Below are 13,797 nucleotides of genomic sequence, written 5' to 3'. Positions count from 1 at the left end.
CCCGTGGGCGCTTTTTCACTCTGCTCCGGTGTCTGCTGGTTCGAGGCTATATGGGGCGAACCATATCATTCTTCGCCCAGCCAGTCGTTAAGCTCCAGCAGTCATTTCTGCAACGGCATCAGCTCGTTGCGGACAAAGACGGCAGCTGGTCTTTTCCACATCGCCAAAGCCGCCGGTATTGTTGGGAATAGTGCCCATCATCTGCGGCGGCACGCGGTGCGCTGCCATTTTCGGAGCGTCGCGTCAGAATCACGCCAGTGAGGCGACAGCACCACGAAACCACGAGGGAAGTGACGAAAACGGCACTACACCGCACCCGCCTGTAGTTTTCTGGTCAAAAAAATATTTCAGTTTTCTTTTTTTACAAAACGCCCGCTAGCCCGCGTTGACGCTGGGCTTCTGTAGGAAAACCGCAACTGAAACGGTTGAAAAGAATTACAGTTTTTTTCAGTAACAGGTTCGTATTTAAAATAACATTAAAATATAAATTTTTGATTTTTAAGTTGTTATTTTGAATTGCGTGGATCGTTTCGGGCTGGTGCCTCGTGTAGAAAAATTTAGAAAACCAGCTACAGCAGGGACTTAGATGAGGCTCGATAGTGAAATCTATAGCAATGTTCCCGCAGGTAAATGGCTTATGTAAACAACCATAAACATGATAAGAAATCCAGGATATGATTGGAGAATGAATAACATGGATACAGTAGAAACTCTCAACGGTGGATATTTTTACAAAGGCTTTTTGAACTAAGGAAGTATGAATTACTTTTTTGGGGCATGATTGTTGAAATTGAGAAACAATTCGGGGTTCAGGATATAGTTTGAGCTGCTTTTGTCTTGTTAGGACATAGCAGCATTGAAATTCCTGGCAAGATGTCTACCGTTACTCCTGGTGTGTCACCGGCAACAGTTTTACTAAGAAAACATCTAAATTATAAATTTCAATGCAGAGTATTACCTACTCTTACTAATAAATCGCTCTCGTTAAGAGGAATAAAGATTTTTTGGGTAAATAATTTAGGGGCATTTGTCGGACGTTCTGTACCTGTTTTGGGATGGGCAATACTGGCTACAGATGTGTCTATGATAAGCTATAACACCATGTGCCACTTCAATAAGATAGTTCGTAAAGAGGATCGGATATGGTAAACACATTATCAAATAAAGATATCGTGGACGTTCTCCTTAATGAGCTGCCATTAGTCACTAATATTACTTTTCGCAAAATAGAAGTTAATTTACTTGAGCCGCTTCAAGACACTTATGAGGCTGATGATATTAAGCAGATGGCGGAAGTTGTTTTCGGGAAGTATGGAACTGATGATAGTAATTTTAATCTTCACCGTTATTTTCCCTGGGAAACAAAAGGTTTTTTTTCACGAAAAGCACCTGTACAGGATAAAAAAGCACTAACAATAAGCATGTTTGTAGAGTCAGTTAAGGCTGGAAAATGGTTGTATGACTGATGTTCATTTATGCGTGCAAGCTATCATGCACCGCAGCTGCTGACCGTAACGATACTAATCGCCATTGCTGAGTGAACCATTGGACTGGCTAAGCAGCATCTAAGGCCCAGTGGACGCGATGTGGACAATGGCAAACAAAAAGGGGCTACGTTTTCACGTAACCCCTTGTTTTATTTGGTGGAGCTGGCGGGAGTTGAACCCGCGTCCGAAATTCCTACATCCTCGGTACTACATGCTTAGTCCAGTCTTTACATTCGCCGGTCAGCTGCGGACGGACACGCCACTAACAGACTAGCCTGATTAAATTTAACGCTTCAACCCCAGGCAGGGCATCCACGCGATCTCTTTTGGGTTTGACCTCTCTTGATCCCCGTCCTAAGAGCGGAGGCTAGGGAGAGAGGGCTCTAAGCAGGTTATTAAGCTGCTAGGGCGTAGTTTTCGTCGTTTGCGACTATTTTTTTGCGGCTTTTTACGAGGCCAACCGCCCCTCGGCATGCACCTTGGGTTTCGCGAATCCCGTCGAATCCAGAATCAGCCCCAAGAATCAATAAGTATAGCAAAAATCAATTGATGAATCCAGCGCTTAGCGATGGGCGTTCTTCATAATACGTGCTTTATCCAGCTGCCATTCGCGGTTTTTCACATCTTCGCGTTTGTCATGTTGTTTCTTACCGCGTGCGACACCAATTTTAAGCTTGCACCAGGCGTTTTTCCAGTAGAGCGAGAGCGCAACTACCGTATAGCCTTCGCGGTTAACGCGACCATAAAGGCTATCCAGCTCGCGCTGGTTCAGCAACAGTTTACGGTTGCGTGTGGGATCGCACACCACATGGCTTGATGCGACCGCCAGCGGCTGAAAGGTTGAACCGAACAGATAAGCTTCGCCATCGCGCAGCAGAATATAACTGTCGCTAATGTTGGCCTTACCGGCACGGAGTGATTTAACTTCCCATCCCTGTAGCGCCAGCCCCGCTTCGAACTCTTCTTCAATGAAGTATTCGTGGCGGGCGCGTTTGTTAAGGGCAATAGTGGCAGAACCGGGTTTATGTGCTTTTTTCTTTGTCATAGTGCAACTTAGTTTACATCAGACCAGTGTTAATCGCATCCCCGACCCATCGCTGCCGGGAAAAAAGCTATTCTAGCACGCCTTGCGCCGTAGAGAATTTTTGTTTGACTGTTGAAAATGCTATTATTTGTACGTTTATGAATGACAGGAAACAATATGGCCCAGATTAGCCGTTCTGCACTTGTGCCCTACAGCGCGAAGCAGATGTACCAGTTAGTTAACGATGTCGATGCGTATCCGGAGTTCCTGCCGGGTTGTACGGGGAGCCGCGTGCTGTCCGCTTCTGGTCAGGAAATGACAGCATCGGTGGATGTTTCTAAAGCTGGTATCAGCAAAACATTCGTAACCCGTAATACGCTGACGGATAATCAGAGTATCCGCATGCAGCTGGTAGATGGACCGTTCCGTAAGCTAACTGGCGGATGGACGTTTACTTCACTGGGTGACGATGCCTGTAAGGTTGAGCTCAATCTGGAGTTTGAATTTACCAATATGTTGGTTGAGCTGGCCTTCGGACGTATATTCAAAGAACTGGCAAACAGTATGGTTCAGGCTTTTACGCATCGGGCGAAAGAGGTATATCGTGCCTGATATTACGGTTGAAGTGGTTTACGCGCTGCCTGAAAAGCAGTATCTGCGTCAGGTTAAACTGGCAGAGGGAAGCAGCGTGGAGCAGGCGATACGCGCATCGGGTTTACTGGAACTGCGTCACGATATCGATCTGACGCAAAATAAGATCGGTATCTATAGTCGTCCGGTAAAATTACAGGATGAGGTGAATGAAGGCGACCGCGTAGAAATCTACCGTCCGCTGATCGCCGATCCTAAAGAGCTGCGACGTCAGCGAGCGGAACGCTCGGCGAAAAAATAAAGGCGCATTAGCGCCTTTTTTACATCTACGGCAGCTTAACGATCGTTAAGGTTGGTGCCGCTCAGGTTCGGTTTATTATCAATGTTGGTCAGTACGTCGCTGCTGTCGAAAGTCAGCGTCAGCGTCTGTTGAGAAACTTTTTCATGGCCAGGCTGCTGGCGGAATACGTAATACCAGGTGCTACTGCCGAAAGGATCGCTCATCATCGGCGTACCCAGCGTATAAGCGACCTGCTGTTTAGTCATGCCAACGCGCAGCTTAGCGACATCGGTAGAGGTCAGGTAATTACCCTGATTGATATCAGGACGGTAAACCACGCGCTCCAGAGTGGAACAGCCAGCAGTCATCATGAGAAGTAACACTGCAGCAGCAGTCAGCGTTTTACAGCGCATCTATACATTCCTTTTTTGGGCTCAACGCCTTTCTCAGGCGAGTCGGGTGCCAGCACGGTCTGAACTCAGCCTGCGGTCATGGTATTCATTCAGGCGACAAGCTGTCGATAATAATAAACCTGACCGCAGTTGGAAACCTTTACAGAGCAAGCATATGACCGCAGGAATGTAAAAAAGTGCATATCAGGCGGCTAAAAGCTCTTTAGCATTCGCCAGCGTATTGCGCGTTACCTCGCTGCCGCCGAGCAGACGCGCCAGTTCCTGTAGGCGTGCACGCTTATCCAGCGGCTGCATATGCGTTTCGGTCATCGCGCCATCAGTCTCTTTGCTGACAAAGAAATGGTGGTGACCACAGCCTGCCACCTGTGGCAGGTGAGTGACGCACATCACCTGTGTTGATTCGCCCAGCTGACGCAGCAGCTTGCCGACTACCGCCGCCGTTGGGCCACTGATACCGACATCCACCTCATCGAAAATCAGCGCTGGCGTATCCATCTTACGGGCGGTAATTACCTGAATCGCTAATGCAATACGCGACAGCTCGCCGCCGGAAGCCACTTTTGCCAGCGGCTGTAACGGCTGACCGGGGTTAGTACTTACACGGAAATCGATACGATCGGCACCTTCGGCGGTCAACTGATCGGGATTGAACTGGACGTTAATCATAAACTGGCCGTGCGGCATTGAGAGCGCGTGCATGCTTTCAGTAATCAGCTGCGTAAGCTCTTGTGCAAAGTGTGCACGCTGTTCATGTAACTTCTGCGCGCTGGCCAGCGCAGCCTGATGATGCTGCGTAACCGCCATGCTCAGCGCTTCCTGATCGCTCTCCTGCTGCGAGAGCAGCTGCTCTTCTTCCAGCAGTTGCTGATAGAACGCGGGCAGCGCTTCCGGTGCGACATGGTGTTTACGCGCCAGGCTGATTTGACGCGACAGGCGCTGTTCCAGCTCATAAAGACGGTTTGGGTCGAGATCGAGACGGTCGCAATAATGACGCAGCTCGTCGCTTGCCTCACTGATTTGAATTGCCGCTTCTTCCAGCATATTCAGCACGCTGCCCAGTTTTTCATCCATACTCACCAGTTCGCCCATCATCTGACGTGCGGTATAGAGCAGACTTTGCAGGTTGCTGTCGTCGCCATCCGCCAGCAAATGCAGCGCCTGTTGGCTGGTTGATAATAGCTGACCGCTGTTAGCGAGACGTTTGTACTCCTCATCGATCTGCTCAAACTCGCCCGCCTGTGGAGCGAATTCGTTCAGCTCTTTCAGCTGATATTGCAGCAGCTCGCGGCGCGCTTCGCGCTCCTGCATCTGTTGTTGATGCTGCGCCAGCGCACGACAGCTTTGGTTCCACTGACGGTAGTTAGCCGCCATGCTTTGCATCAGCAGCGGAAGATCGGCATAGGCATCAAGCAGCGATTTTTGATGTTCTGGTTTCAGCAGTAGCTGATGAGCATGCTGGCCATGAATCTGAATCAACAGCTGGCCCAAATCGCGCAGTTGTGAAAGCGGCACCGCCGTACCGTTGATAAATCCGCGTGAGCGCCCGTCACTGCTGATTACCCGGCGCAATAGACACTCCTGACCGTCATCCAGCTGATTTTCTTCCAGCCAGCGCTGGGCAGAAGGGGTATCTTTAAGGTTAAAGCGAGCGCAAAGATCGGCACGAGTGGCACCCTGACGTACCATATCCGCTTCGGCACGCCCGCCCAGACAGAGGCCCAACGCATCAATAGCGATAGATTTACCGGCACCGGTTTCACCGGTAATCGCGGTCATGCCACGTTGAAAATCAATTTCCAGCTCGCGAACAATAGCAAAATTACTGATAGTGAGTTGGGCCAGCATATGCGCCTTCCTGTACATAAACACAGACATGGTTTTTCGTACAGTATAAACTGGTTTTTTATCCAGTAAAGTAGCGCGCCCCGCTTTTTAAAATAATTTTTTGGACCACCCTAATTTAGAGCTAAGCGTATTGAAGTAACTGTAATTCCTGGGATGAATCAGGCTCAGGTGGTAATCACTCCGTTTTACCAGCACGTCTTCGCCCTCCTGAATAGGCAGCGCGATCTGGCTATCACAGCTGATTTCGAGGTCATTACGCATATGGGAAAAACGCAGACGGATAGTGCTGCTGCTGTTTATCACCAGCGGGCGGGCGGAAAGCGTATGCGGGAACATCGGCACCAGCGCGATAGCATCAAGCGAAGGCGTTAAGATCGGGCCGCCCGCTGAAAGCGAATAAGCGGTAGAGCCGGTAGGTGTGGAGATGATCAGGCCGTCAGAACGCTGAGAGAAGGCAAAGCTCTCATCAATATATACCTCAAATTCGATCATGTGTGCCACTTTGCCTGGATGCAGCACCACCTCGTTAATTGCAGTGCCGATACGCGGCGCGCCGTCGCCACGGCAGACCCGCGCCTCCAGCAAAAAGCGTTTTTCGCAGATATAGTCACCACGCAGCACATCATCCAGCTGTTGCTGCGCGTTGTCCGGATCGAGATCGGTGAGAAAACCCAGATTGCCACGGTTAATACCGATAACTTTAATGTCGTAACGCGCCAGTACGCGTGCGGCACCCAGCATATTGCCATCGCCGCCAACGACAACGGCCAGATCGGCCCGCTGCCCTATATCCGCCAGCGATCCGGTTTGAACCTGTTCCAGTGACAGCTCGCGCGCGATTTGTTGCTCGACAATAACGTCATACCCTTTCTCACTGAGCCAGCGCCAGAGCATCTCATGGGTGGTCAAAGCAGTAGGATGACGTGGGTGGCCAACGATGCCGATGCACTGGAAAGGTTTGTTCATTATGCTGGATTCCTCTATTAGGCAAATCGCCCTGACATTGTGACCGGTTCCCTTGAAACCATAAATCTGATCCCCATAATAAGCGAACCAGCGAGATGAATGTGCAAAACGCGGAGAAATTCATGAGTAGTAAAGATCAGAACGCACCAAACGAGCAAGTCTCAGACGAGATTGAAATGGAACAGCAGCAAAACGATAGCGCAGAGACGCCAGAGGCTGAAGCAGAGGTGGTGGATCCGCGCGATGAACGCATCGCTCAGCTTGAAGAACAGCTGGCTGGCCTGCAAACCGGTGTACGCGACGCTCAGCTGCGTGCGCAGGCGGAAATTGAGAATATTCGCCGCCGTACCGAGCAGGATATCGAGAAAGCGCATAAGTTTGCTCTGGAAAAATTCGCTAATGAACTGCTGCCGGTGATCGATAGCCTGGAGCGCGCGCTGGAAGTGGCTGATAAAAGCAACCCTGAGCTGAGCGCGATGATTGAAGGTATCGAGCTGACGCTGAAATCGCTGCTGGCGGCGGTCCGTAAGTTCGGCGTGGAAGTTGTGGGTGAAATTAATGTACCGTTCAACCCGGATGTGCATCAGGCCATGTCAATGATGGAATCTGATGAGATAGCGCCGAACCACGTGATGATGGTGATGCAGCGCGGCTATACCCTTAACGGTCGCCTGTTGCGTCCGGCGATGGTTGCCGTGGCAAAAGCTAAAGGCTGATTTTATTAACGCCGTGGCATTGTCACGGCGTTATAGCGTCAGGGGAGACGTGGCGTCCAGTCGATCGGCGTCTCGCCCTGCTGCACCAAAATTTCGTTGGTGCGGGAAAAGTGACGGCAGCCGAAAAATCCCCGGTGCGCTGAAAGCGGGGAAGGGTGCGGTGCCTTCAGCACGTGATGGCGCTGCGTATCAATAATGCTGCCTTTTTTCTGGGCGTGCGAACCCCACAGCAAGAACACCACGTTATCGCGCTGCTCGTTTACCGCAGCAATGACCCGATCGGTGAACGTTTCCCACCCCAGGCGGGCATGAGAATGTGCTTTTCCTGCTTCTACGGTAAGCACCGTATTTAACAGCAATATTCCCTGTTTCGCCCAGCTTTCGAGATAACCGTGATTCGGACGTTGAAAGCCGGGAATATCGCTTTCCAGCTCTTTGTACATGTTCATTAATGAAGGCGGAACCGCCACGCCGGGCCTGACGCTAAACGCCAGTCCGTGCGCCTGATTTGGGCCGTGATAAGGATCCTGCCCCAACATCACCACCTTTACATCGCTCAGCTCGGTTAAACGGAAGGCGTTGAAAACATCTTCCTTCGGCGGATAGATCGTCACGCCAGCGGCACGCTCCTGCGCCACCGTCTTCAACGTTTCAATAAAATAAGGCTGTTCTTTTTCCGTCGCCAGTACGTCATGCCAGGTTATCGCTTTGCCCATGACACTCTCCCTTTCTTATAAATAAAACATCAGAGTAGCGACTCTACGCCAGCGAGCAAGCCTTTAAAAAAAATTGAAAATTTACAAAAATAATTAAAAGGTGAAATTTGATTTAAAACAAAAATTTAGCTTCAGCGCCAATTTGCGTTGGAGGATTTTATTGACCTGGGTCAAAGTTAGCGCGGGCGGGCGTTGGTATATAAAGAGCCGGATGTTTTTTAAACGCAAACCTGACGCCAACAACGGCGTTAGCATCAGTACGCCTGGGAGGCAACTATGATTACAGGTATTCAAATTACAAAAACCAATAACAATGCGCTGCTCAACTCATTCTGGTTACTCGATGATGAAAAAGCAGAAGCGCGCTGCGTTTGTGCAAAAGGTGACTACACCGAAGATCAGATCGTGCCAGTAAGCGATCTGGGACAGTTCGAGTATCGTGAAGTTCCGCTGGAAATGAAACCGCAGGTACGCGTAGAAGGTGGCCAGCACCTGAACGTTAACGTACTGCGTCGTGAAACGCTGGAAGATGCGGTTAAGCATCCGGAAAACTATCCGCAGCTGACTATCCGTGTATCAGGTTATGCCGTACGTTTTAACTCACTGACGCCGGAACAGCAGCGAGACGTGATTACCCGTACCTTTACTGAAAGCCTGTAAGGTAAAAAGTTATTTCCTGAACGAAGGCGAGTTGAAAAAACAACCGCCAACGTTATTACGGTAAACGTTTATAAAACAAATGGTTGTGCTTTTTACCGAGAGCGTAACGGGCAGGAAATAACGATTTTAGTCCGCTTAAGAGCCGGATAACTTTTCAATAGCCATTATTCAGCTTCTTATCTACGAAAAAACCGCCGATAAACGGCGGTTTTTTTATGGGCGGTGCATTTATTCAGCACTCTCTTTCTTGCTTTCATTACCGCCCTGGCCTGCTGCCGACGGTTTGCGTCGCTTACCGATATTTTTACGGTCGCGGTGGCGCACCTTAACGCGCGGTTTTTTCTCTTCTTCTTTTTTCTTCTCTTTCTCTTTACGCTTTGCCAGTACCTTTTTCGATGGCTTGCCTTTCAGCTTCTGGCTGGGCGCACGCGTAACCGGACGCAGTTCGTCAATGGTACGTGCTTTTAGCGGCTCGCTGATATAGCGGCTGATTTTTTCCAGCAGCAAATGGTCATGCGCCTCTACCAGTGACAGCGCGGTGCCTTTACGCCCGGCGCGCCCGGTACGCCCGATACGGTGCAGATAGACATCTGCGGTACGCGGTAAATCAAAGTTAAATACGTGACTGACATCATCAACATCAATGCCGCGGGCGGCAACGTCAGTTGCTACCAGCACATTAACGCGACCGTCCATCAGGCGCTTCAGCGCTTCGTTGCGCTTCGCCTGCACCATTTCGCCTTCCAGATAGCTTGCCTGGATACCCGCCTCACGCAGCCAGCCTACCAGCTCATGCACACGCTCACGTTTGCGCACGAATACGATTGAGCGGGTCGCTTCCGGCTGTTTCAGCAGATGCACCAGCAGTTTGGTTTTATGCGCGACGTCATCCGCACGATAGTACCACTGCTGGATCTTTTTACGTTCGCGGCGCGACGGATCGGAATCGATTTCAACCGGTTCGTTCAGCAGACGTTCAGCGAAGTCCTTAATGCCTTCGCCTTCCAGCGTGGCAGAAAAGAGCAACGTCTGTTTACGCCAGCGCGTCTCGGCGGCGATGGTTTCAATATCCTGGGCAAAGCCCATATCCAGCATGCGATCTGCTTCGTCGAGGATCAAAATTTCTACGGCCCGGCAGTCGAAGTTTTCTTCTTTGATGTACTGCAACAGGCGCCCCGTGGTGGCGACCACCACATCCTGGTTTTCGCTGAATACTTCGGCATGGTTCATATAGGCCACGCCGCCGGTGATCGTTGCGATATCCAGCTGAGTATGTTTTGCCAGCTCCTGCGCCTGATCGGCTACCTGCATTGCCAGCTCGCGCGTTGGCGTCAGAATCAGCACCCGTGGCGGGCCCGATTTTTTACGCGGAAAGTCCAGCAGATGCTGTAGCGCTGGTAGCAGGTAGGCAGCTGTTTTCCCGGTCCCGGTTGGTGCTGAACCCAGCACGTCGCGTCCATCCAGCGCGGCGGGAATCGCTTCGGCCTGAATAGCGGTGGGGCGGGAAAAGCCTTTATCCTGCAGAGCGTCCAGCAGGCTTTCATCAAGTTCGAGTTCGGAAAATGTGGTTGCGGTCATGGTCTACCTCAGTTTGGGGCGCTGATTATAGACAGATTGGCAGCGATCTTCATCTGTTTGTCGGCAGTTTATGGCTTTTAACCCATTCTTATTTCCCCTATGCTGGCATCGTTTTTGTTTCTGGTCCCGATTATGTCGCAATCAAAACCGCCATTACGTGGCAACGGCTTTACTTTTAAACGTTTTTTTATCGCTCACGATCGTTGCGCGATGAAAGTGGGTACGGACAGCATTTTACTGGGCGCGTGGGCACCGGTTGCGCAGGCGACGCGTATCCTTGATATCGGTACCGGTAGCGGCCTGCTGGCATTAATGCTGGCGCAGCGTACTGCCGAAACGGTGGAGATTGATGCTGTCGAATTGGATAGTGAGGCGGCGTTACAGGCGGCAGACAATGTGGCGCAGTCGCCCTGGGCGACGCGAATTCATATCCATCAGGCTGATATTCTCACCTGGGCGCAGCAGCAGGAGCGGTGCTACTCGCTGATCGTCAGCAATCCGCCTTATTACGCGCCCGGTCCGGCCTGCTCAAGCGCCGCACGCGATAAAGCCCGCGCTACCCACAGCCTGACTCACGACGACCTGCTGCGTAGCGCAGAGGCGTTGATTAGCGAGGAAGGTTTTTTCTGCGTGGTGCTGCCGGAAGAAGAGGGGAAGCGTTTTATCTCGCTGGCGCTGGCGCACGGCTGGCATCTGCGTTTCCGCAATGATGTGGCGGAAAACGAGTCGCGGCTGCCGCATCGTGTGCTGCTGGGATTCTCTCCCGCCTCAGGTGAGCTGTTACAGGAACGTATCGTGATTCGCGGGCCAGACCGCAGTTACTCGCCTGCCTTTTGCAGTCTGACCCAGGATTTTTATCTGTTCATGTAGCCCGGTGGCGTCAGGATCGTTGGGCCGGACTCCGGCAGTGCCGCAGGGTAGTCAAGAGTATAATGTAACCCGCGGCTCTCCTTGCGCTGCATGGCGCAGTGAACGATCAGCTCTGCTACCTGCGCCAGATTGCGCAGTTCCAGCAGATTGTTGGAAATGCGGAAGTGGCGGTAATACTCCTCAATCTCCTGCTGGAGCAGGGCGATACGGCGGTTGGCGCGCTCCAGACGTTTGCTGGTGCGTACAATGCCGACATAATCCCACATAAACAGCCGCAGCTCGTGCCAGTTATGCTGAATCACCACCTGCTCGTCGGAGTCATCCACCTGGCTCTCATCCCAGGCAGGTAACCGATCGACGCGCTCAATCTGTGACAGCGTAGCCAGCATATTTTCTGCTGCCGACCAGCCGTATACCAGGCATTCCAGCAGCGAGTTTGAGGCCATGCGGTTCGCCCCGTGCAGGCCGGTATAGCTGACTTCACCAATCGCGTACAGCCCGTTAACATCGGTGCGCCCGTGGCGATCGACCATAACGCCGCCGCAGGTATAGTGCGCCGCTGGTACGATGGGAATCGGTTCGCGTGTTAAATCGAAGCCCAGCGAACGCAGCTTTTCATCAATCATCGGAAAATGAGCGCGAATAAACGCGGCGGGCTGGTGGCTGATATCCAGATACATGCAGTCAGCCCCCAGCCGCTTCATCTCATGATCGATAGCTCTGGCAACGATATCACGCGGTGCCAGTTCGGCGCGTGAATCGAAGTCGGGCATAAAGCGACTGCCGTCCGGGCGACGTAGCAGGGCGCCTTCGCCGCGTAACGCTTCGGTCAGCAGGAAGTTACGCGCCTGCGGATGGTACAGGCAGGTAGGATGGAACTGGTTAAATTCCAGGTTCGCCACGCGGCAGCCTGCGCGCCATGCCATCGCGATACCATCACCGGAGGCGACGTCGGGGTTAGTCGTGTATTGATACACTTTTGCCGCACCGCCGGTAGCCAGCACCACGGCGCGGGCGCTACAGGTTTCCACCCGTTCCAGATTGCGATTCCATATCCATGCGCCCAGCACGCGACGGGGACCGGGCAGGCCAAGACGATCGGAAAGGATAAGATCGACTGCGTTGGTGCGTTCAAGGATACGAATGTTTGGATGACTTAACGCTTGCGATACCAGCGTGGTAACCACCTCACGCCCGGTAGCGTCGGCGCTGTGCAGAATACGTCGATGACTGTGACCGCCTTCGCGTGTCAGATGATAGCGCTGTTTACCGTCAGGTTGCGTCTCTTTATCGAACGCCACGCCATGTTCAATCAACCATTCCACACAGTGGCGGGCGTTACGGGCGATAAAATCAACCGCGTCGTGCTCGCACAGCCCTGCACCGGCGATCAGCGTATCTTCCACGTGCGCTTCAATGCTGTCCATCTCATCAAAAACGGCTGCAATACCGCCCTGTGCATAATAGCTGGAGCCTTCGCTGACCGGCCCTTTACTGAGCACGGTAACCTGCTGCGTTTCTGCCAGGCGTAGCGCCAGAGAAAGGCCCGCCGCGCCGCTGCCAATAATCAAAACGTCACACTGATAATCGGATTTTTCGCTCATAGTGTTTAATTTACTAAACAAAAGGTGTGCAGAGCATAAGTAAAAAATGCCGATTAAAAAAGCGCTAAAAGAAGATGAAGGTGCGATCCAGCGCAAGGCAAACGAGCTTTAAGGTATGACAGGCTAATGCCGGTGACCTGTTTGTTTACTATGATTAACAAAGAACAATAATTGCGCTTTAGTGATGAAAATATCATGCGCATCAGGTACTCTGCGGGCTTACGCCCGGTAACCGGTTTACTATGAACAAACACAGCAGCGGCGTACACTATTTCTGGCATGCTCAATAATCCTGACGTGTAAAACCCGGTGACGTAACAAAAAAGTGACGTAACTGAACTATTGTCTTATGACCGGCTCTAATGAGAGCTTGCTCATAAAGTTGAGTGATTGCTGGTGGTTCATTTACGCGTGGAGAATGATTTGGGGAGACATTACCTCGGATGAGCGAGCAATTAACGGATCAGATTCTCGTTGAGCGGGTACAGAAAGGAGATCAGAAGTCATTCAATTTACTGGTTGTTCGTTACCAGCATAAAGTGGCGAGCCTGGTTTCACGTTACGTTCCGTCAGGCGACGTACCGGATGTGGTACAGGAATCTTTTATCAAAGCCTATCGCGCACTGGATTCTTTTCGTGGCGATAGCGCGTTTTACACCTGGCTATACCGAATTGCCGTTAATACCGCGAAGAACTATCTGGTTGCTCAGGGGCGTCGTCCGCCGTCCAGTGATGTGGACGCGATTGAAGCGGAAAACTTTGAAAGTGCCGGCGCACTGAAAGAAATATCGAACCCAGAGAACTTAATGTTGTCTGATGAGTTGAAAAAGATAGTGTTCCGTACCATAGAGTCGCTTCCGGAGGATTTGCGTATGGCAATTACCCTGCGGGAGTTGGATGGTTTAAGCTATGAAGAGATAGCTGCCATTATGGATTGTCCGGTAGGCACCGTGCGCTCGCGCATTTTTCGCGCGCGAGAGGCCATCGATAACAAAGTTCAACCGCTTATCCAACGTTAGCGATAACGGATACAGGAAGGGTACTAAG

Annotated in this window: 14 protein-coding genes, 1 other RNA gene and 2 pseudogenes; 8 read left to right on the top strand and 9 right to left on the bottom strand. The window is 51.4% G+C overall.

What is annotated here, in order from left to right; all coding sequences use genetic code 11:
• Window positions 1-15 precede the first annotated feature (15 nt).
• A pseudogene (locus tag C7M51_RS12050) lies at window positions 16-228 on the bottom strand (phage portal protein); the annotation flags it as partial.
• 466 nt (window positions 229-694) lie between these two features.
• Here C7M51_RS12050 and C7M51_RS22755 point away from each other — a divergent pair.
• A pseudogene (locus C7M51_RS22755) lies at window positions 695-1,149 on the top strand (STM2901 family protein).
• Window positions 1,143-1,466, top strand: a complete 324-nt coding sequence (locus C7M51_RS12045) for a DUF1493 family protein (RefSeq protein WP_160622011.1) — start codon at window positions 1,143-1,145, stop codon at window positions 1,464-1,466. Before C7M51_RS22755 ends, C7M51_RS12045 begins: the two are co-directional and overlap by 7 nt.
• Before the next feature lie 175 nt (window positions 1,467-1,641).
• Here the strand turns inward: C7M51_RS12045 and ssrA are convergent.
• Together ssrA and smpB are read right to left on the bottom strand one after the other, a co-directional pair.
• Window positions 1,642-2,005, bottom strand: a transfer-messenger RNA (tmRNA) gene (ssrA, locus tag C7M51_RS12040).
• A gap of 44 nt (window positions 2,006-2,049) precedes the next feature.
• The gene (smpB, locus tag C7M51_RS12035) at window positions 2,050-2,532 is read right to left on the bottom strand and encodes an SsrA-binding protein SmpB (RefSeq protein ID WP_160622010.1); all 483 of its coding nucleotides are present in this window, start codon (window positions 2,530-2,532) and stop codon (window positions 2,050-2,052) included.
• Between the two features lie 156 nt (window positions 2,533-2,688).
• Between smpB and C7M51_RS12030 the strand changes: the two genes are divergently transcribed.
• Window positions 2,689-3,123 carry a type II toxin-antitoxin system RatA family toxin gene (locus C7M51_RS12030; RefSeq protein WP_160622009.1) on the top strand — a complete coding sequence of 145 codons (435 nt, stop codon included), beginning with the start codon at window positions 2,689-2,691 and terminating at the stop codon, window positions 3,121-3,123.
• Window positions 3,116-3,403, top strand: coding sequence for an RnfH family protein (locus tag C7M51_RS12025; RefSeq protein ID WP_141176078.1), 288 nt, complete (start codon window positions 3,116-3,118; stop codon window positions 3,401-3,403). The genes C7M51_RS12030 and C7M51_RS12025 overlap by 8 nt, the downstream gene beginning before the upstream one ends.
• 35 nt (window positions 3,404-3,438) lie before the next feature.
• Here the strand turns inward: C7M51_RS12025 and bamE are convergent, their stop codons facing one another.
• From bamE to nadK, 3 genes are all read right to left on the bottom strand, one after another.
• Window positions 3,439-3,795: an outer membrane protein assembly factor BamE gene (gene bamE, locus C7M51_RS12020; protein WP_160622008.1), complete on the bottom strand. Its 357-nt coding sequence runs from the start codon at window positions 3,793-3,795 to the stop codon at window positions 3,439-3,441.
• A gap of 183 nt (window positions 3,796-3,978) precedes the next feature.
• On the bottom strand, window positions 3,979-5,640 hold the full coding sequence (gene recN / locus C7M51_RS12015) for a DNA repair protein RecN (protein WP_160622007.1): 1,662 nt from the start codon (window positions 5,638-5,640) through the stop codon (window positions 3,979-3,981).
• Between the two features lie 87 nt (window positions 5,641-5,727).
• Window positions 5,728-6,606, bottom strand: a complete 879-nt coding sequence (gene nadK / locus C7M51_RS12010; protein WP_160622006.1) for an NAD(+) kinase — start codon at window positions 6,604-6,606, stop codon at window positions 5,728-5,730.
• Between the two features lie 122 nt (window positions 6,607-6,728).
• Between nadK and grpE the strand changes: the two genes are divergently transcribed.
• Window positions 6,729-7,322 carry a nucleotide exchange factor GrpE gene (gene grpE / locus C7M51_RS12005; protein ID WP_160622005.1) on the top strand — a complete coding sequence of 198 codons (594 nt, stop codon included), beginning with the start codon at window positions 6,729-6,731 and terminating at the stop codon, window positions 7,320-7,322.
• Window positions 7,323-7,360: 38 nt separating this feature from the next.
• Here the strand turns inward: grpE and ung are convergent, their stop codons facing one another.
• Window positions 7,361-8,038 (bottom strand): uracil-DNA glycosylase, encoded by a 678-nt coding sequence (gene ung, locus C7M51_RS12000; RefSeq protein WP_160622004.1) that lies wholly within the window; start codon window positions 8,036-8,038, stop codon window positions 7,361-7,363.
• A gap of 276 nt (window positions 8,039-8,314) precedes the next feature.
• Between ung and grcA the strand changes: the two genes are divergently transcribed.
• A complete protein-coding gene (grcA, locus tag C7M51_RS11995) occupies window positions 8,315-8,698 on the top strand; it encodes an autonomous glycyl radical cofactor GrcA (protein ID WP_160622003.1) in 384 nt (127 codons plus the stop codon).
• 228 nt (window positions 8,699-8,926) lie between these two features.
• On the opposite strand, the gene srmB is transcribed toward grcA, so the two are convergent.
• Window positions 8,927-10,276, bottom strand: coding sequence for an ATP-dependent RNA helicase SrmB (srmB, locus tag C7M51_RS11990; RefSeq protein ID WP_160622002.1), 1,350 nt, complete (start codon window positions 10,274-10,276; stop codon window positions 8,927-8,929).
• A gap of 132 nt (window positions 10,277-10,408) precedes the next feature.
• Here srmB and trmN point away from each other — a divergent pair, with 132 nt between their 5' ends.
• Window positions 10,409-11,146: a tRNA(1)(Val) (adenine(37)-N(6))-methyltransferase TrmN gene (gene trmN / locus C7M51_RS11985; RefSeq protein ID WP_160622001.1), complete on the top strand. Its 738-nt coding sequence runs from the start codon at window positions 10,409-10,411 to the stop codon at window positions 11,144-11,146.
• On the opposite strand, the gene nadB is transcribed toward trmN, so the two are convergent.
• Entirely contained in the window at window positions 11,131-12,750 is a 1,620-nt protein-coding gene (nadB, locus tag C7M51_RS11980; RefSeq protein ID WP_160622000.1) for an L-aspartate oxidase, read from the bottom strand. The genes trmN and nadB overlap by 16 nt on opposite strands.
• A 443-nt stretch (window positions 12,751-13,193) precedes the next feature.
• Between nadB and rpoE the strand changes: the two genes are divergently transcribed.
• Window positions 13,194-13,769, top strand: coding sequence for an RNA polymerase sigma factor RpoE (gene rpoE / locus C7M51_RS11975; RefSeq protein WP_160621999.1), 576 nt, complete (start codon window positions 13,194-13,196; stop codon window positions 13,767-13,769).
• Window positions 13,770-13,797 lie beyond the last annotated feature (28 nt).

It is taken from the genome of Mixta intestinalis, assembly GCF_009914055.1.
Taxonomy (GTDB): Bacteria; Pseudomonadota; Gammaproteobacteria; order Enterobacterales; family Enterobacteriaceae; genus Mixta; species Mixta intestinalis.
The sequence above is the reverse complement of the archived record's forward strand: the minus strand, read 5'-3'. Positions and strand labels throughout refer to the sequence as shown.

What these genes read in the sequence shown, in the direction of transcription:
- srmB (WP_160622002.1), bottom strand. Translation starts at nt 10,276, where the DNA reads ATGACCGCAACCACATTTTCCGAACTCGAACTTGATGAAAGCCTGCTG.
- bamE (WP_160622008.1), bottom strand. Translation starts at nt 3,795, where the DNA reads ATGCGCTGTAAAACGCTGACTGCTGCTGCAGTGTTACTTCTCATGATG.
- smpB (WP_160622010.1), bottom strand. Translation starts at nt 2,532, where the DNA reads ATGACAAAGAAAAAAGCACATAAACCCGGTTCTGCCACTATTGCCCTT.
- nadB (WP_160622000.1), bottom strand. Translation starts at nt 12,750, where the DNA reads ATGAGCGAAAAATCCGATTATCAGTGTGACGTTTTGATTATTGGCAGC.
- grpE (WP_160622005.1), top strand. Translation starts at nt 6,729, where the DNA reads ATGAGTAGTAAAGATCAGAACGCACCAAACGAGCAAGTCTCAGACGAG.
- trmN (WP_160622001.1), top strand. Translation starts at nt 10,409, where the DNA reads ATGTCGCAATCAAAACCGCCATTACGTGGCAACGGCTTTACTTTTAAA.
- nadK (WP_160622006.1), bottom strand. Translation starts at nt 6,606, where the DNA reads ATGAACAAACCTTTCCAGTGCATCGGCATCGTTGGCCACCCACGTCAT.
- recN (WP_160622007.1), bottom strand. Translation starts at nt 5,640, where the DNA reads ATGCTGGCCCAACTCACTATCAGTAATTTTGCTATTGTTCGCGAGCTG.
- C7M51_RS12030 (WP_160622009.1), top strand. Translation starts at nt 2,689, where the DNA reads ATGGCCCAGATTAGCCGTTCTGCACTTGTGCCCTACAGCGCGAAGCAG.
- C7M51_RS12045 (WP_160622011.1), top strand. Translation starts at nt 1,143, where the DNA reads ATGGTAAACACATTATCAAATAAAGATATCGTGGACGTTCTCCTTAAT.
- ung (WP_160622004.1), bottom strand. Translation starts at nt 8,038, where the DNA reads ATGGGCAAAGCGATAACCTGGCATGACGTACTGGCGACGGAAAAAGAA.
- grcA (WP_160622003.1), top strand. Translation starts at nt 8,315, where the DNA reads ATGATTACAGGTATTCAAATTACAAAAACCAATAACAATGCGCTGCTC.
- rpoE (WP_160621999.1), top strand. Translation starts at nt 13,194, where the DNA reads ATGAGCGAGCAATTAACGGATCAGATTCTCGTTGAGCGGGTACAGAAA.